Raw genomic sequence first — 15,152 nt, 5'->3', positions numbered from 1 at the left:
AGCCATGACAGTATTCAATAAACACATGCTCGGGCTGGTTTTTTTAGTCGCCAGCGTCTTTACAAGTCTTCAAGCAAATGCAGCATTAGAAATCGAAATCAGCGGGGGTGGTGCGCAGCAAATCCCGGTGGCGATTTTGCCATTTGCAGAGCCGGCGGGTATTCCTTCCAAAGACAGTCTTCATGAAATTATCGCAGCGGATTTGAAGCGCAGTGGTTTGTTTCGTGTGTTAGATACGCGCGGCATGGCCAATTTGCCCACAGCCGCTTCACAAATCAAATATGCAGAGTGGAATGCCTTGCAAGCACAAGCGATGACGGTGGGACATGTAGAGAGTCTGGGCGGTGGTCGTCTTAAAGTGACATTTCAATTGATGGATGTACTCAAGCAAAATCAGTTGATTGGCATGGATTATCAAATTGCCCCTACGCAAATCAGAGCAACGGCGCATAAAATTGCCGATGCGATTTATGAGAAGTTAACTGGCGAGCGTGGCGTGTTTGGCAGCCGTATTGCTTATATCAATAAGATAGGCAAGCGTTATACGCTACAAGTGTCTGATGCCGATGGCTATAACGCACAAAATGTGGTGTCTTCAAATGAGCCAATTATTTCTCCAGCTTGGTCACCAGATGGCACCAAAATGGCTTATGTGTCATTTGAAAAGAAAAAACCGATTGTCTATGTACAATCACTTACCACAGGTGACCGTAAAATTATTGCGAACTATAAGGGTAATAACAGTGCGCCCGCATGGTCGCCTGACGGCAGTAGGCTGGCAATTGTGCTGACGTATGGCGCAAACTCACAAATTTATACCATAGATGCCGATGGTGGTGATTTAAGACAGGTGACCAAAAGCAATGCAATTGATACCGAGCCTGCGTTCTCGCCAGATGGTAAGTTTATATACTTTAGCTCGGACCGTGGCGGTAAACCACAAATCTACAAAGTGGCTAGTGGTGGTGGCGATGCAACCCGTGTTACCTTCGACGGCGCATACAATCTCAGCCCGCATTTTTCCCCGGATGGCCGTTATTTGGCGTATATTCGCAACGACGGTGGTAGGTTTAAAGTAGCGTTACAAGATTTAAGCTCAGGACAAGTGCAGTTGCTGAGTGAAGGTGCGCAAGACGAGTCGCCAAGCTTTTCACCCAATGGTCGCGTGATTTTATATGCCACCAAAGTGCGTGGAAGGGGTACGTTGGCTGCAGTTTCTTCAGATGGAAAAGTGCGCCAGCGCCTAAGTGAATCTACTGGGGATGTCAGAGAGCCAGCATGGGCGCCCCTTGCAAAATAAGTTTGATCAATTTAAGTTTTTTGAAATAATCGTTAACAACACAAAGAGGAGAAATAAAGATGAATAACAAATTATGGATGACCGTAGCAATGGCAGTATTTTTGGTAGCGTGTAAAAGTGCACCAGTGACGCCAGCCAAAGTAGAAGATAAGAGCTCAGGTGCAAATACAACGGCGCCAACTGGTAATGATTCAGATGCAAATGGCATTAAAGAAGTCAATATCGATGGCAACGCGAATAATGATGCTAATAATCCATTACGTGATCCAAACAATATCTTGTCAAAACGCAATATCTACTTTGATTACAATAGTGATGCTGTCAAAGCAGAGTTCAGACCGATTGTTGAAGCGCACGCACAGTATTTGAAATCACATCAAGATGCCAAAGTAATTTTACAAGGCAATACGGATGAACGTGGTACACGTGAATACAACTTGTCTTTAGGCCAACGTCGTTCAGTATCTGTGAAAAAAGCTTTGAACCTATTAGGCGTACAAGACACACAAATCGAAACAGTGAGCTATGGCGAAGAAAAAGCTAACGTGAATTGTGCTGATGAAGATTGCTTCCAACAAAATCGTCGCGTAGATGTTGTATACCAAGGTGAGTAAGATGCAATGGATGCATCGCATCTTAGCCACTGCATTGGCAACTGGCTTGCTAGGGGTTTCTCTAGCAAGTCATGCAGCTTTGTTTGATGACACTGAGGCTCGCAAGAAAATTCTAGATGTAGAAGCTAAAAGCCAGGCAGGGATTGCTGAGCTTAAAAAATCACAAGCCGCCATTGAAAAGCGTTTGGCGGCTATTGAGGCTGTGATTCAAGGCCAAGGTTTGGCAGATATGCAAAACCAAATCGAGTTCTTGAAGCAAGAGGTTGCACAACTGAGAGGTGATTTGGAGCTGGCTTCACATAATCTGGAAGCCGCTCAGCAGCGTCAAAAAGATTTATACGCAGATACAGACACGCGTCTGCGTAGAATCGAAGCTGGCCCGGTACAGGCTTCACAGCCTGAGCCAGCACCAGTACAAGTGGTAGAAGATAAAGATGCTAAACCTTATGCTGAAGCCGATGCACTGGCAAAAGCAGGTAAGCATAAAGAAGCGTTTGCAGCTTATGATGCGTTTTTAAAAGACTATCCTACAAGCAAGCTAGTGCCGGATGCGCTATATGGCATGGGTTATGCGCAATTTGCGCTTAAAAACTACAAGTCATCTATCGCAACGCAGCAGAAGCTGATTGATGGCCATGCAGACCACCCTAAAGTGGCAGATGCAATGTACAACGTAGCCAATAGCCAAATTCAGCTGGGTCAGGTGACGAATGCCAAAAAAACGTTAAAGGACCTGATTGCTAAGCATCCGAATGCGGATGTGACGCCAACAGCGCAAAAACGCTTAAAAGCATTAGAGGCGTTGAAGTAGTCTATATGGCTGTAGCTAAAACCTTCATTTAAAAGTACTTTTTTGCGGTAAAATAATGCCAACTTCACAGTTGGCATTATTATTTCCGGCGTCTCATAGTCATGGCATTAAAAATATACGAAATTTTCCACTCCTTGCAAGGCGAAACTTCTCGCATCGGCTTACCCACTGTATTTGTGCGGTTGACTGGTTGTCCTATGCGCTGCACCTATTGCGATACTGCCTATGCTTTTAACGGTGGCAGCAATATGGAAATTGCCGATATTATGCAGCAGGTGGCGAGTTACGGCGCGCACTATGTGACGGTTACCGGGGGTGAGCCGCTTGCGCAGAAAGAGTGTCGAGATTTGCTGCAGGCTTTATGTGATGCAGGCTACAGCGTCTCCATCGAAACGGGCGGTGCGATGGATATTTCAGTGGTGGATCCACGTGTTTCTGTTATTTTAGATATCAAAACACCAGCATCCAATGAGTCTGAAAATAATCGCTGGGGCAATTTAGCCTATTTAAAAGCTGCGGATGAAGTCAAGTTTGTGCTGTGCAACCGCGCCGATTACGATTGGGCCAAGCAAAAGGTACAAGAGTTAAAGTTAAACGAAAAGTGCCCAATTCTATTTTCTCCTAGCTACCATGAGTTAGCGGCAACAGAGTTGGCAGGTTGGGTGTTAGAAGATCATCTGCCCGTGCGTATGCAAGTGCAACTGCACAAAGTACTATGGGGCGAGAAACCGGGTGTATGATGCAGAACTCGACCAAAAAAGCAGTAGTGCTATTGTCCGGCGGATTGGACTCTGCCACATGTTTGGCCATTGCTAAATCTCAAGGCTTTGAGTGTTATTGCCTCAGTTTAGACTATCATCAGCGCCATATTGCCGAGCTCAATGCCGCTAACCGCGTAGCACAGGCACTGGGTGCATGTAGTCACAAAACGGCGCAACTGGATTTAAGTTTGTTTGGTGGCTCAGCGCTCACCGACAATAGCATCGATGTGCCGCAGACACCGACGGAAGGCATTCCAGTCACCTATGTACCTGCCCGCAACACCATTATGTTGTCGTTGGCCTTAGCGTGGGCTGAAGTGTTGCAGTCTCAAGACATTTTTATTGGCGTGAATGCATTGGATTATTCCGGCTACCCAGATTGTCGCGGCGAATATGTGCATGCGTTTCAAGCCATGGCCAATCTGGCGACCAAAAGTGCGGTGGAGGGTCATCGCATCACCATCCATGCGCCACTAATTGATTTAACTAAGTCACAAATCATCGCGTTGGGAACCTCGTTAGGTGTGGACTACGGCATCACTGTGTCCTGTTATCAGGCGGATGCGCTAGGGCGCGCCTGTGGGCAGTGCGACTCTTGTCGCTTGCGCAGCGCAGGCTTTGAAGGTGCTGGTTTGGCTGACCCTACTATATATCTAAACCCGTAAGCCGTAATGCCTCCCTTATTTGGGGGATATTGTCTGTGGTGGGATTGATGAATAATTCGCAACTGTTGTCGATAGCAGAGATTCAGTGCGTTGCGTGCTTATCCTCTGTCATTGGGATATCATCATTATCGGCAATCATCATAAAAATCAATCACCAGACAAACGATAGAAAGTATTGATGCGATATGTCAGCAACTCTTGAAAGTGCGAACCAGCAGCTGTGGCAGGCAAAACTGTTAGAGCAGGGGCTTGAGCAGCTTGGGCAGGCCATGCTTATCGTTTCTAGCCGAGGTGAAGTGGTGTTTTCGTCAAAAGCTGCAGAATCTATCTTGGCTGCAGATCGCGGCCTTAAACTCAAAGACAGTCAGCTGGTGGCCGATTTGGCGGCAGATAATAAGCGCTTGCAAGATGCGGTAGACGCTGCAATTAAAGAGCAAGGTGCTTGCAACGTATTTAACGTGTATGTGCATCGCAATGATTATGTGCGCCCCATTAGCTTAACCATTAGCAAGATGAGTAAGAATGATCAAGAGCGCAGACATGGGCATCATGTCTTGATTTTGATTAAAGATTTAAACCTGAATCAAGAGTTCTGGGCGGATCGTTTGAAAGACGAGTATCGGCTGTCGCCCAGAGAGGTGCAGTGTGTGTCCTTGCTGAGCGAAGGCCGCGACTTAAAGGACGTAGCCGAGCTGATGGGGATCGGGATTGAAACGGTACGCCAATACATGAAAAATATTTACAAAAAAATGGGCGTACATAAACAGCACGAGCTAGTTAGTCTGGCGTTGGAATACCGCAGAAATCGTTAAAGATCGGTCATTTACTGTTATATGCAAAGTAAAATAAATTACTTGCAACCTATCTACTAAATAACGTATAATCCGCGCCTTTCTGCACAGAATTAATTTTATAGAGAACAAGATTATGGTCGTTATTCGTTTATCACGTGGTGGCTCTAAAAAGAACCCTTTCTACAATGTGGTTGTAGCCGATTCACGCAATCGCCGTGATGGTCGCTTTATCGAGCGCGTAGGTTTTTACAATCCATCAGCACGTGCAAGCGCTGAAGGTTTGCGTATTGATGAAGCACGCGTAAATCATTGGACAAGCAATGGTGCGCAATTGTCAGATACAGTGGCTCGCTTGGTGAAATTCCACGCTAAAGGTCCAGAGGCAATGATTGCTGCTAAAGCTAAAGATGCTGCTAAATTAGAAGCAGCTAAGGTAAAAGCAGTAGAAGCAGAAGCGGCTAAAATCAAAGCAGCAGCAGATGCAGCTAAAGCAGAGGCTGATGCCAAAGCAGCGGCAGAAGCTGAAAAAGCCGCAGCTGAAGCGGCCGCAGCAGCTGCACCGGCTGTTGAAGAAGCGCCAGCTGCTGACGCTGAATAATGTCACTCCCTCGTTAATAGTCGAGGGAATGCTGATGAGAGTACACGTTGAGTAGTATGGTGGTGATGGGGCGCATAGTTGCGCCCTATGGCGTTTATGGTTGGCTTAAAGTGCTACCCGATACAGAAGTCTTGGATGGTCTCTTTGACTATGACGCGTGGTGGATTGGCAAGCAGGACAATTGGCGTGAAGTCGTTGTTGAGCAAGCAAAAATTCATAATGATGTATTGGTCGTTAAGTTAGCTGGTGTTGACGATAGAGATCAGGCATTTGCTTGTAAAGGTTTGCAAGTGGCAGTGCCGCGAGATGCGCTGCCAGTGCCTGATGACAATGAATATTACTGGTCTGACTTGATTGGACTGGCAGTCAAAAACCAACAGGATATTGATTTTGGTTATGTGACAGATGTGTTTGAAACGGGCGCGAATGATGTGCTCGTTGTTAAAACTGGAAAAGAAAACGGCAATATTGAGCGCTTGATTCCTTTTATTGACCAAGTGGTCATCGCGGTAGATGTTGTAGCAAAAACGATGTTGGTCGATTGGGACGCAGATTTTTAAACATCATTGACTAGGTTGAAACAAGCCATGCAAGTAGAAGTAATTAGTTTGTTTCCCGAGATGTTCAATGCGTTGACGCAGCATGGCATTACCTCACGTGCGTTAAGCCGTGCGTTGTATCAAATACAAGTGACGAATCCTAGAGAATTTACCTCGGATAATCACAAAACGGTAGATGACCGGCCCTATGGCGGTGGACCCGGTATGGTGATGTTAGCAGAGCCGTTAGCCAAAGCGATTGCCGCGGCTAAGCAGCGGTTAGCCGCGAATGGTGTGCAGCCACATGTGGTGCACATGTCGCCCAGAGGCAAGCCGTTGATGCATGAAAAAGTCATGCAGTTGAGCCGGCTTAAGGGTTTGGTGATACTGGCAAGTCGTTATGAAGGTGTAGATCAGCGTTTGCTGGATACGCAGGTGGATGAAGAAATCTCCATCGGTGATTATGTGTTAAGTGGTGGTGAGTTGCCCGCTATGGTGTTGTTGGATGCAGTGATTCGGCAATTGCCAGGTGCATTGGGCGATGCGGATTCAGCCGTGGAAGATTCGTTTGTAAATGGCTTGCTGGATTTTCCGCATTACACACGGCCAGAGCAGTATGAAGGTTTAACCGTGCCTGAAGTATTAATGTCAGGTAATCATGCAAAGATTAGAGAATGGCGATTAGCACAATCGTTATTGCTAACAAGGGCTAAACGCCCGGATTTATTGGCCGCAAGGTCGTTGACGAAAGAAGAAGCACGGCTGCTACAAGCAATAGATAGTGAGCAGGAACAAGCATCTTCATAATTAAAAGGAGCTACAAGTGGCAGACATTATTAAAATGTTAGAGCAAGAAGAAATTGCTCGTTTAAACAAAACGATTCCTGATTTCGCCCCTGGCGATACAGTGGTAGTCGGTGTAAACGTAGTTGAAGGTACACGTAAACGTGTACAGGCTTATGAAGGCGTTGTGATTGCAAAACGCAACAAAGGCTTAAACTCATCATTCATCGTGCGTAAAATCTCTTCTGGCGAAGGTGTTGAGCGTACATTCCAAACTTACTCACCATTGATTGCATCTATCGAGCTAAAACGCCGTGGTGATGTACGCCGTGCTAAGTTGTACTACTTGCGTGAGCGTTCAGGTAAATCTGCACGTATTAAAGAGAAATTAGTAGCGCGTGAGAAAGAGATTACAGCAGAAAGTTAATCTTTTTGTGAGTATCAATTAAAAGCCTTGAAACTTTTTAGTTTCAAGGCTTTTTTTATTTGCATTAAAGTAATTGATTAAGTTAAATTATTACAATGCAAAAACAATCAAAATTACTAAAAGAATATGATTTGGTAGTCACCGCCCCTTTTGGCTCTATCGGTATTTATTCTCACGGTATGCAAGTCAATATCGATTTTTTAAATGAATCAGCCAGCGTTAAAGCAGAGCCTTCAAAAATTGCAATTCAAATAGCCTTGCAAATAGAAGCGTATCTGGATAACCCCAACGCCAACTTCAATTTGCCATTGGTGTTTAAGGGCACGCCATTTCAGCGTAAAGTCTGGGGCATGATCAGCGCAATTCCTAGCGGTCAAACCCGTACCTATGGTGAGCTGGCAGAGCAGTTGGGCTCCGGGCCACGTGCAGTCGCCAATGCCTGTGGCGCAAATCATTTGCCCTTGGTGGTGCCTTGCCATCGCGTAGTAGCCAAAACTGGTTTGGGTGGCTTTATGCGGGGAATGGACCATGGGCTTAAAGTCAAAAAATGGCTGCTTCGGCACGAAGGTGCCATCAATTACAAAGGCGCATTAAAGACGCAGCGTCAATTTGCCTGATAGGGTGTGTGGTGCACACTCAACATCAACAGTATTTGGATAATTTTATTGACCATCTCTGGCTTGAAGATGGCTTATCTAAGAACACGCTGGATAGCTACCGTGCTGATTTGACGGCTTTTGCCAATTGGTGTGCATCCAAACAAAGTATCGATATGTTGGCAGTGACTAACGCCGATATTCAGCAATATTTGGCAGTGCGTTTTCCGCTTTCAAAAGCACGTAGTATTAGTCGCTTGGTCGCCAGTTTGCGTCGGTTCTATCGCTACGCATTGCGTGAGCAACTCCTTAAAGAGGACCCAACCCTTCATCTTGAATCTCCCAAGCTGCCACGTAGTTTGCCCAAAAGCCTTAATGAGCAGGAGGTGGAAGATCTGCTAAAAGCACCTGATGTGTCGCAGCCTTTGGGCTTGCGTGATCGCGCCATGCTTGAATTGCTTTATGCCAGCGGTTTGCGCGTTTCAGAGTTGGTGGGGGTGACAGTTGCAGAAGTCAGCACGCAAGATGGCATTGTGCGCGTCACCGGCAAAGGCAGTAAAACGCGCTTGGTGCCGATGGGTGCTGAGGCAGCCGATTGGATAGACCGCTATATGCGCTATGCGCGGCCAGAGTTGTTGCAAAAGCGCTTATGTGATGCCATGTTTGTGACTAGCCGTGCAGAAGGCATGACGCGCCAAGCTTTTTGGCACATTATTAAACGGTACGCAGCGCTGGCGGGTATTGCTAAGCATATTTCTCCACACGTATTACGCCATGCGTTTGCAACGCATTTATTAAACCATGGTGCGGATTTGCGGGTGGTGCAGATGTTATTGGGGCATTCGGATATTTCTACCACACAGATTTATACGCATGTAGCGAGAGAGCGCTTGAAGCAGTTACATTCGGTGCATCATCCTAGAGGCTGATTAGCATAATGATGCCCAGCCATATCAGCTATATAGGCATCTTATGGGTATTGAAAGTATGGCTGGGGTTGTTGGTTATTGGTTGTTGACTAATGCAAATGCATTAAACTCAGCTATGGGCAGGGGGCGGCTATATAAGTAGCCTTGAAAATTGAGGCAGCCATTGTTGATCAAAAACTGTTGCTGCTCGGGTGTTTCCACACCTTCTGCAATAATGGCAATGTGTAATTCATGTGCTAACGAGATAATCATTTTGGTGATAGAAGCATCATTTACGCTGGTCAATACTTCTTTGATAAAAGATTTGTCAATTTTCAATTCATCTAGCGGCAGTTTTTTCACATACGCAAGGCTAGAATAGCCGGTACCAAAATCATCTAGTGAGAATTTGATGCCATAGGATTTTAGCTGCGTCATTTTTACCTGAATAGTTTCTAAATCATGTGCAAAAATACTTTCTGTGATCTCCAGTTGTAATTTATGCGCATTCACCTTTGCTTCATTAAGGAGCGTGATAATGTGCGGTACAAACTCAGTACTTTGGAACTGCTTGACGCTTATGTTGACCGAGAGTGTTAACTGTGCGGTTGCCTCGTTTTGTGCCCAGAGGGTCAGTTGATGGCACGCAGATGCTAATACGTACTTACCCAAATGTAAGATCAGCTCAGATTTTTCAGCTAATGGAATAAATACGTCAGGCTCTATTGTGCCAAAGGTAGGATGCTGCCATCTAGCTAAGGCTTCAGCCCCCAATGTTCTACCACGTTCGTCTACTTGAGGCTGAAAATAGAGTTCAATTTCATTTTTTAGCAATGCTTTACTTAGTTCTAGCTCAAGTGTATGGCGTACTTTAAAGTCGGATTGCATAATCAGCGCTACTAGAAACAGCATCATAAGTGCAACACTATTGGTGATCCACACACCTACTAATCGATGATCGTTTGTCATGCCGGATAGGTTGATGCCGGTATGTGTAGAGGCAAACATCAAAAAGGCGAGAGATATTAGCGCAGGAGCGGCTATTTTTAAGTAGGGATGTTCATCCTGATATAGCACATAAGCGTATAAGACCATGGGCAGGAAGTAGTGATGATTGGACCTTGGAACCGCAGTATTGGGAACATCAAAAAATATACAGACAATACACATCACGATAAATAATAGGGGAAACAATATGTGCGCTATTACTTTGGTATTGTTACGCTTGGCGGAGTTGTATCCGATACATCCGAGTGCGATGAGGATGGACTCTACACCAACACTTAACCAGTCTCGAATGCTAATAAAGAATATCGTCCAAGCAATAGCAACCACAGTGATTACGATGGAGGCAATAATTAATAGATAAGTCAGCTTATCTTGATGCTTTATCAGCGGATTGCTCTCAATCGCCATGACTATCTTCATGTATGAAAATGAAGAGTGATTCATAACATTTACTTGAGCATAAAACTATAATTTTTTGTAAAAAATCAAAAAATGGACATCATTTACGTGCAGCGACTATGCAAATTAATAGCGTCTAAAAAATAGATTTTGATTTGAGTCAATGTAGATATTGCAAGTTTCTTTATGGTTTAACTGAGTTTGTTCGCTCAATCACCACACCTAATGCTTTTAGCCCAGACAATACGCTAGGTTTAGCCACTTTCACTTTCACACTTGCTGCTTGAAATTCTTTTAAAATCAGCTGACATACATGTTCGGCCAATGCTTCTACCAATTGAAAGCTGTGTGCTGCGAGCGTCTCGCGAATCCGGCTCACCACTTGCCCGTAATCAATGGTGTCTTCAATCGCATCGCTTTGGCAGGATTTACTCAAGTCGTAGCCGATTTCAATATCCAAAATAATGGTTTGTGGCACCATGCGCTCCCACTCTGGTACACCCAGTTTGGTTTGTACTTTAACCTGCTCTAAAAAGATGGTGTCCATAAATTTAAGTTTCTACGTGATTTGCGATGGTTTAGAATGTGGTTATCGGATTTTAGAGCATCTTATGATGAATGAGCTAGGAATTAATGTGGAGTCGGTGATTTGGGTCGTAGCAGCCTATTTAATCGGCTCAATTTCTTTTGGAATTATTGTGAGCAAGGTATATGGTCTGCCCGATCCGCGTACGGTGGGTAGCGGCAATATTGGCGCTACCAATGTAGCGCGTAGCGGTAAAAAGTCAGCAGCAATTTTAACCTTGCTTGGCGATGCATTTAAAGGCTGGTTTCCGGTATGGATGGCATTGCAAGCGAATATGTTGATGTGGGTGGTGGCTGCGGTAGCTTTGGCGGTATTTCTAGGGCATTTGTACCCGGTGTATCACAAGTTTAAAGGCGGTAAAGGTGTGGCCACTGCGCTGGGCGTGATGCTGGGGATTTCCGGTTGGTTGGCATTGTCGTCTGTACTGGTGTGGGTGCTGGTGTTTGCGGTGTCTCGTATTTCTTCGTTGGCTGCATTGCTCGCCGCCATCGCATCACCTTTTCTGGCATGGTATTTTCTTTCGCCCTACCCAGTCTATGTGGGGGTGGTGTTGGTGATGGCAATTTTCTTGGTGATTCGCCATAAGAGCAATATTCAAAAATTGCTGGCGGGTACAGAGTCTAGCTTTAAAAAATAAGCGTTAAGGTTTCACTAGCTCAGCCAAATCCCATCGTGCTTTGATGCTAAAGCTATAGTCTTGCGAGTGATTTTGCATGGCTTCCAAACGCTTGGCGCCTGCAAATGCAATCATGGCGCCATTGTCTGTGCAAAATTCTAAGCGTGGGTAACTGACTTTGCATAACTTACGTTTGGTGGCTAAGTTTAAGCGCTCACGCAAACGTGCGTTAGCGCCCACTCCGCCCGACACAATTAAGTTGTCTAGCCCGGTTTCCCGCAATGCGGCCATGCATTTGGTGGTGAGAATCTCAGTCACGGCTTCTTGAAACTCCCATGCAATGTCAGCCTTTGTGGCCAAATCGAGCGACTCGGCCATGCTTTGTTGGTTGCTGTGTTGCGTTTGACTGGAGGCTTGTTGATTCACGAGCGTAAGTACAGCTGTTTTTAATCCGCTAAAGCTAAAATTCAAGTCACCACTATTCAGCATGGGGCGTGGCAACTTAAAACGCGCTTTGCCTTGCATTGCCAGCTTGGCCAATGCTGGGCCGCCTGGGTAGCCCAATCCTAATAGTTTGGCCGTTTTATCAAAGGCTTCACCTGCTGCATCATCTAGGGTGTCGCCCAGCAGCTGGTATTGGCCAATGCCATCTACGCGCATGAGTTGACTATGTCCACCCGACACCAATAATGCAACAAATGGAAATGCAGGCGGGTTGTCTTCTAATAAGGGGGCGAGCAAATGCCCTTCTAGATGATGCACGCCAATGCTGGGAACCTTGAGTGTATAGGCAATAGATTGCGCCACGCTTGTGCCGACCAACAAAGCTCCGGCTAGGCCTGGTCCTTGTGTATAAGCAATGCCGTCAATATCGGCAAGCGTTTTATTGGCATCGGCCAGCACGCGTTTAGTTAGTGGTAATACGCGGCGGATATGATCGCGCGAGGCGAGTTCTGGCACTACACCGCCGTATTCTGCATGCATTTCTACTTGAGAATGCAGTGCATGGGCGAGCAAGCCTTGATGCGTGTCGTAAAGCGCGATGCCAGTTTCATCGCATGAAGATTCAAAGCCAAGCACTAGCATGTTTTAAGTACTAACATATCCAATTGATACAAATAAATGATTGATTAAAGCAAATGAACGCGCTAGAATACGCGGTTTTCGATGCTGCATCAATGAGCATCGCATTTAATGTTGCATTCTAAACAAGGTTTAGCTTGCAGTTGAGAGCAACACATTTTAAGGATAGTGATTTAATGTCTAGTGTACGTGTTAAAGAGAACGAGCCATTTGACGTAGCATTGCGTCGTTTCAAACGCTTGATTGAAAAAACAGGTTTATTGAACGACTTGCGCGCCCGCGAATTTTACGAAAAACCAACTTGGGAACGTAAACGCAAAGCTGCGGCTGCTGTAAAACGTCAATACCGTCGTTTACGCAATCAAACGCTTCCAGCCAAATTATACTAAGGGTTTTTCATGTCATTAAAAGCTCAGATATCTGAGGACATGAAAAATGCCATGCGTGCTAAAGATACGGCGCGCTTGGGTGCAATTAGGTTGTTGCAAGCCGCGATTAAACAGCGTGAGGTCGACGAGCGTATTGAGTTGGACGACGCTGCGGTGATTACGGTGATTGAAAAGATGCTGAAACAGCGTCGTGATTCAATCACTGCATATGAATCAGCGAATCGTACTGACTTGGCGGACGTGGAAAAATTTGAAGTCACCGTACTTCAAACCTATATGCCAAAACAGCTAACGGACGATGAAGTGAACCAAATTATCACGCAGGTGATTGCCGATACTGGTGCTTCTGGCGCTAAAGATATGGGTAAGGTGGTGACTTTGGTAAAACCACTGGTTGCCGGAGTAGCTGATATGGGTAAGGTTTCTGGGCTGATCAAAGCGCGTTTAAGTTAAGATATCCCGTCTTCCGCAATACATGCAGCAATGACAAAAGGAGCGTACAGCTCCTTTTTTTATTAGAGAAGTTTATGCGATACTTAGGCTTATGATTCCAGAAAGCTTCATTCAAGAGTTGCTCAATCGCGTTGATATTGTCGATGTCGTCGATAAGTCCGTACCACTCAAGAAGGCAGGCGCTAATTACTCCGCATGTTGTCCGTTTCACAACGAAAAATCCCCCAGCTTTACTGTTAGTCCGACCAAGCAGTTTTATCACTGTTTTGGTTGCGGCGCCCATGGCACTGCACTTGGTTTTTTAATGGAGTATGCTGGCCTTAGTTTTGTGGAGGCGGTGCACGAGCTAGCCAAGGGCGTAGGGATGATTGTGCCGCAAGAGACACGCGATCCCGATAGAGTCCCACAAAAAGCTGTGGTGGGCTTGCAGGAAGCGTTGCAGCAGGCCGCTAGTTACTATAAAGCTGAGTTAAAAAAATCCGAGCGTGCGATTGCTTATCTTAAAGCGCGCGGCTTAAGTGGGCAAATTGCGGCTAAATTTCAAATTGGTTATGCGCCTGCCGGTTGGCAGAACTTACAAACTGTTTTTCCGCAGTATGAGAACGAGGCATTAGGTGTTGCCGGGCTGGTGGTCACCAATGAGCAAGGTAAGCGCTATGACCGTTTTCGTGATCGTATTATGTTCCCTATTCATGACCAAAAAGGCCAAGTGATTGGCTTTGGCGGTCGCGTGATTAATCCCGAAGATACGCCTAAATACTATAATTCGCCCGAAACTCCTTTGTTTCAAAAAGGCCACGAACTGTATGGCTTGTTTGTTGCGCGCCGTGCCATCCGTGATGCAGGGCGTGTCTTGGTAGTTGAAGGTTATATGGATGTGGTGGCATTAGCGCAATACGGGATTGAGTACGCGGTTGCGGCATTGGGTACGGCAACCACGCCTTTCCATATCACCAAGCTCATGCGCCAAACCGATGAAATTGTATTTAGTTTTGATGGCGACAATGCTGGTAGAACCGCAGCGTGGCGCGCCGCCATGAATGCCTTGCCAGCACTGACAGATGGACTGAAGTTGCGTTTTCTATTTTTGCCTAAAGAGCATGATCCTGATAGTTATGTGCGTGAGTTTGGCAAAGAAGCGTTTGAGCGTGAAATGCAAAATGCGATGCCGTTATCGCAGTATATTATTCAGCATTTGGGTGAAAGTAATCCGCTTAACTCGCAAGAGGATAAAGTGACGTTTTTGAATGAGGCCGAACCTATCTTAAAGCAAATTTCTGCACCTAGGTTTGCGTTGCTATTGCGTAAGCGGATTGCAGAATTGGCACAAGTGACAGAACAAGAAATGCAAAGCATGCTGCGGTTGCCTGCTCCACAAAAGATAGCCCCCAAGGCCATGGCACGTCAAATGCGTACGCCGTTATCGATTAAAAAGCGCTTTGTGTTGATGTTGTTAATGCAGCCGCAATTGGCCAATGCTGAGCATTTGCAATTTGTGCAAAATACAAACGAAGAAGACGTGTTACTTAATGCTGTGATACATGCTGCCCTAGGCCAGCCGCAGTCAAAGCCTGCAACTTTGCTGCACTGTATCGCGTCACAAGTTGATGCAAAGTTATTGAGTGAGATACAGCGGGAATTGCACTTACTGGATGAAAGTTTAGACATTGCGCTTGAATTTTCCGGTGCTTGTGCCCAATTAACAGAGATGATGACGGATGTGCGAGACAACCAATTGTTGAGTTCACTCCAGGAAAAGCCATTTGCGCAGCTCACTCACGAAGAGCGTGAGTTGTTGAAAAAATTGACTTTAAAAAGATAA

The 15,152-nt window shown here is 45.7% G+C and carries 19 protein-coding genes; 16 read left to right on the top strand and 3 right to left on the bottom strand.

Annotated features, from left to right (window positions below; all coding sequences use genetic code 11):
- Positions 1-4 precede the first annotated feature (4 nt).
- From tolB to xerD, 12 genes are all read left to right on the top strand, one after another.
- Entirely contained in the window at positions 5-1,300 is a 1,296-nt protein-coding gene (gene tolB, locus A3Q3_RS0107640; RefSeq protein WP_020182994.1) for a Tol-Pal system beta propeller repeat protein TolB, read from the top strand.
- 59 nt (positions 1,301-1,359) lie between these two features.
- The gene (gene pal / locus A3Q3_RS0107635) at positions 1,360-1,914 is read left to right on the top strand and encodes a peptidoglycan-associated lipoprotein Pal (RefSeq protein WP_020182993.1); all 555 of its coding nucleotides are present in this window, start codon (positions 1,360-1,362) and stop codon (positions 1,912-1,914) included.
- Position 1,915: 1 nt separating this feature from the next.
- A complete protein-coding gene (locus A3Q3_RS0107630) occupies positions 1,916-2,725 on the top strand; it encodes a YbgF trimerization domain-containing protein (protein WP_020182992.1) in 810 nt (269 codons plus the stop codon).
- 101 nt (positions 2,726-2,826) lie between these two features.
- Positions 2,827-3,465 (top strand): 7-carboxy-7-deazaguanine synthase QueE, encoded by a 639-nt coding sequence (gene queE, locus A3Q3_RS0107625; protein WP_020182991.1) that lies wholly within the window; start codon positions 2,827-2,829, stop codon positions 3,463-3,465.
- A complete protein-coding gene (queC, locus tag A3Q3_RS0107620; protein WP_020182990.1) occupies positions 3,462-4,151 on the top strand; it encodes a 7-cyano-7-deazaguanine synthase QueC in 690 nt (229 codons plus the stop codon). Before queE ends, queC begins: the two co-directional genes overlap by 4 nt.
- A gap of 185 nt (positions 4,152-4,336) precedes the next feature.
- On the top strand, positions 4,337-4,963 hold the full coding sequence (locus A3Q3_RS0107615; RefSeq protein ID WP_020182989.1) for a helix-turn-helix transcriptional regulator: 627 nt from the start codon (positions 4,337-4,339) through the stop codon (positions 4,961-4,963).
- A 115-nt stretch (positions 4,964-5,078) separates the two neighbouring features.
- Positions 5,079-5,543, top strand: coding sequence for a 30S ribosomal protein S16 (rpsP, locus tag A3Q3_RS0107610; RefSeq protein ID WP_020182988.1), 465 nt, complete (start codon positions 5,079-5,081; stop codon positions 5,541-5,543).
- Positions 5,544-5,599: 56 nt separating this feature from the next.
- Positions 5,600-6,103, top strand: coding sequence for a ribosome maturation factor RimM (gene rimM, locus A3Q3_RS0107605; protein ID WP_020182987.1), 504 nt, complete (start codon positions 5,600-5,602; stop codon positions 6,101-6,103).
- A gap of 27 nt (positions 6,104-6,130) precedes the next feature.
- Complete coding sequence (gene trmD, locus A3Q3_RS0107600; protein WP_026361822.1) at positions 6,131-6,889, top strand: tRNA (guanosine(37)-N1)-methyltransferase TrmD; 759 nt, start codon at positions 6,131-6,133, stop codon at positions 6,887-6,889.
- A 16-nt stretch (positions 6,890-6,905) separates the two neighbouring features.
- A complete protein-coding gene (gene rplS, locus A3Q3_RS0107595; protein WP_020182985.1) occupies positions 6,906-7,292 on the top strand; it encodes a 50S ribosomal protein L19 in 387 nt (128 codons plus the stop codon).
- A gap of 95 nt (positions 7,293-7,387) precedes the next feature.
- Positions 7,388-7,909, top strand: coding sequence for a methylated-DNA--[protein]-cysteine S-methyltransferase (locus tag A3Q3_RS0107590; RefSeq protein WP_020182984.1), 522 nt, complete (start codon positions 7,388-7,390; stop codon positions 7,907-7,909).
- Positions 7,910-7,920: 11 nt separating this feature from the next.
- Positions 7,921-8,817 (top strand): site-specific tyrosine recombinase XerD, encoded by an 897-nt coding sequence (xerD, locus tag A3Q3_RS0107585; protein WP_020182983.1) that lies wholly within the window; start codon positions 7,921-7,923, stop codon positions 8,815-8,817.
- Between the two features lie 75 nt (positions 8,818-8,892).
- On the opposite strand, the gene A3Q3_RS13765 is transcribed toward xerD, so the two are convergent.
- Together A3Q3_RS13765 and folB are read right to left on the bottom strand one after the other, a co-directional pair.
- Positions 8,893-10,212, bottom strand: coding sequence for a bifunctional diguanylate cyclase/phosphodiesterase (locus A3Q3_RS13765; RefSeq protein WP_157355075.1), 1,320 nt, complete (start codon positions 10,210-10,212; stop codon positions 8,893-8,895).
- A 175-nt stretch (positions 10,213-10,387) separates the two neighbouring features.
- Positions 10,388-10,750, bottom strand: coding sequence for a dihydroneopterin aldolase (gene folB / locus A3Q3_RS0107575; protein ID WP_020182981.1), 363 nt, complete (start codon positions 10,748-10,750; stop codon positions 10,388-10,390).
- Positions 10,751-10,817: 67 nt separating this feature from the next.
- Between folB and plsY the strand changes: the two genes are divergently transcribed.
- A complete protein-coding gene (plsY, locus tag A3Q3_RS0107570; protein WP_025224986.1) occupies positions 10,818-11,426 on the top strand; it encodes a glycerol-3-phosphate 1-O-acyltransferase PlsY in 609 nt (202 codons plus the stop codon).
- Between the two features lie 3 nt (positions 11,427-11,429).
- Here the strand turns inward: plsY and tsaD are convergent, their stop codons facing one another.
- Positions 11,430-12,491 (bottom strand): tRNA (adenosine(37)-N6)-threonylcarbamoyltransferase complex transferase subunit TsaD, encoded by a 1,062-nt coding sequence (gene tsaD / locus A3Q3_RS0107565; RefSeq protein WP_020182979.1) that lies wholly within the window; start codon positions 12,489-12,491, stop codon positions 11,430-11,432.
- A gap of 173 nt (positions 12,492-12,664) precedes the next feature.
- Between tsaD and rpsU the strand changes: the two genes are divergently transcribed.
- From rpsU to dnaG, 3 genes are all read left to right on the top strand, one after another.
- Entirely contained in the window at positions 12,665-12,877 is a 213-nt protein-coding gene (gene rpsU, locus A3Q3_RS0107560) for a 30S ribosomal protein S21 (protein WP_020167545.1), read from the top strand.
- A gap of 9 nt (positions 12,878-12,886) precedes the next feature.
- On the top strand, positions 12,887-13,330 hold the full coding sequence (locus tag A3Q3_RS0107555; protein WP_020182978.1) for a GatB/YqeY domain-containing protein: 444 nt from the start codon (positions 12,887-12,889) through the stop codon (positions 13,328-13,330).
- Positions 13,331-13,421: 91 nt separating this feature from the next.
- Positions 13,422-15,152 (top strand): DNA primase, encoded by a 1,731-nt coding sequence (dnaG, locus tag A3Q3_RS0107550; RefSeq protein WP_020182977.1) that lies wholly within the window; start codon positions 13,422-13,424, stop codon positions 15,150-15,152.

The organism is Methylotenera sp. 1P/1 (genome assembly GCF_000384355.1).
Taxonomy (GTDB): domain Bacteria; phylum Pseudomonadota; class Gammaproteobacteria; order Burkholderiales; family Methylophilaceae; genus Methylophilus.
This window is presented reverse-complemented; position numbering and strand designations above follow the sequence as displayed.

Coding starts and splice junctions, on each gene's coding strand:
- rpsU (WP_020167545.1), top strand. CDS start 12,665: ATGTCTAGTGTACGTGTTAAAGAGAACGAGCCATTTGACGTAGCATTG.
- plsY (WP_025224986.1), top strand. CDS start 10,818: ATGAATGAGCTAGGAATTAATGTGGAGTCGGTGATTTGGGTCGTAGCA.
- queE (WP_020182991.1), top strand. CDS start 2,827: ATGGCATTAAAAATATACGAAATTTTCCACTCCTTGCAAGGCGAAACT.
- A3Q3_RS0107590 (WP_020182984.1), top strand. CDS start 7,388: ATGCAAAAACAATCAAAATTACTAAAAGAATATGATTTGGTAGTCACC.
- folB (WP_020182981.1), bottom strand. CDS start 10,750: ATGGACACCATCTTTTTAGAGCAGGTTAAAGTACAAACCAAACTGGGT.
- pal (WP_020182993.1), top strand. CDS start 1,360: ATGAATAACAAATTATGGATGACCGTAGCAATGGCAGTATTTTTGGTA.
- tolB (WP_020182994.1), top strand. CDS start 5: ATGACAGTATTCAATAAACACATGCTCGGGCTGGTTTTTTTAGTCGCC.
- queC (WP_020182990.1), top strand. CDS start 3,462: ATGATGCAGAACTCGACCAAAAAAGCAGTAGTGCTATTGTCCGGCGGA.
- A3Q3_RS13765 (WP_157355075.1), bottom strand. CDS start 10,212: ATGGCGATTGAGAGCAATCCGCTGATAAAGCATCAAGATAAGCTGACT.
- A3Q3_RS0107555 (WP_020182978.1), top strand. CDS start 12,887: ATGTCATTAAAAGCTCAGATATCTGAGGACATGAAAAATGCCATGCGT.
- rpsP (WP_020182988.1), top strand. CDS start 5,079: ATGGTCGTTATTCGTTTATCACGTGGTGGCTCTAAAAAGAACCCTTTC.
- tsaD (WP_020182979.1), bottom strand. CDS start 12,491: ATGCTAGTGCTTGGCTTTGAATCTTCATGCGATGAAACTGGCATCGCG.
- trmD (WP_026361822.1), top strand. CDS start 6,131: ATGCAAGTAGAAGTAATTAGTTTGTTTCCCGAGATGTTCAATGCGTTG.
- rimM (WP_020182987.1), top strand. CDS start 5,600: ATGGTGGTGATGGGGCGCATAGTTGCGCCCTATGGCGTTTATGGTTGG.
- A3Q3_RS0107615 (WP_020182989.1), top strand. CDS start 4,337: ATGTCAGCAACTCTTGAAAGTGCGAACCAGCAGCTGTGGCAGGCAAAA.
- A3Q3_RS0107630 (WP_020182992.1), top strand. CDS start 1,916: ATGCAATGGATGCATCGCATCTTAGCCACTGCATTGGCAACTGGCTTG.
- dnaG (WP_020182977.1), top strand. CDS start 13,422: ATGATTCCAGAAAGCTTCATTCAAGAGTTGCTCAATCGCGTTGATATT.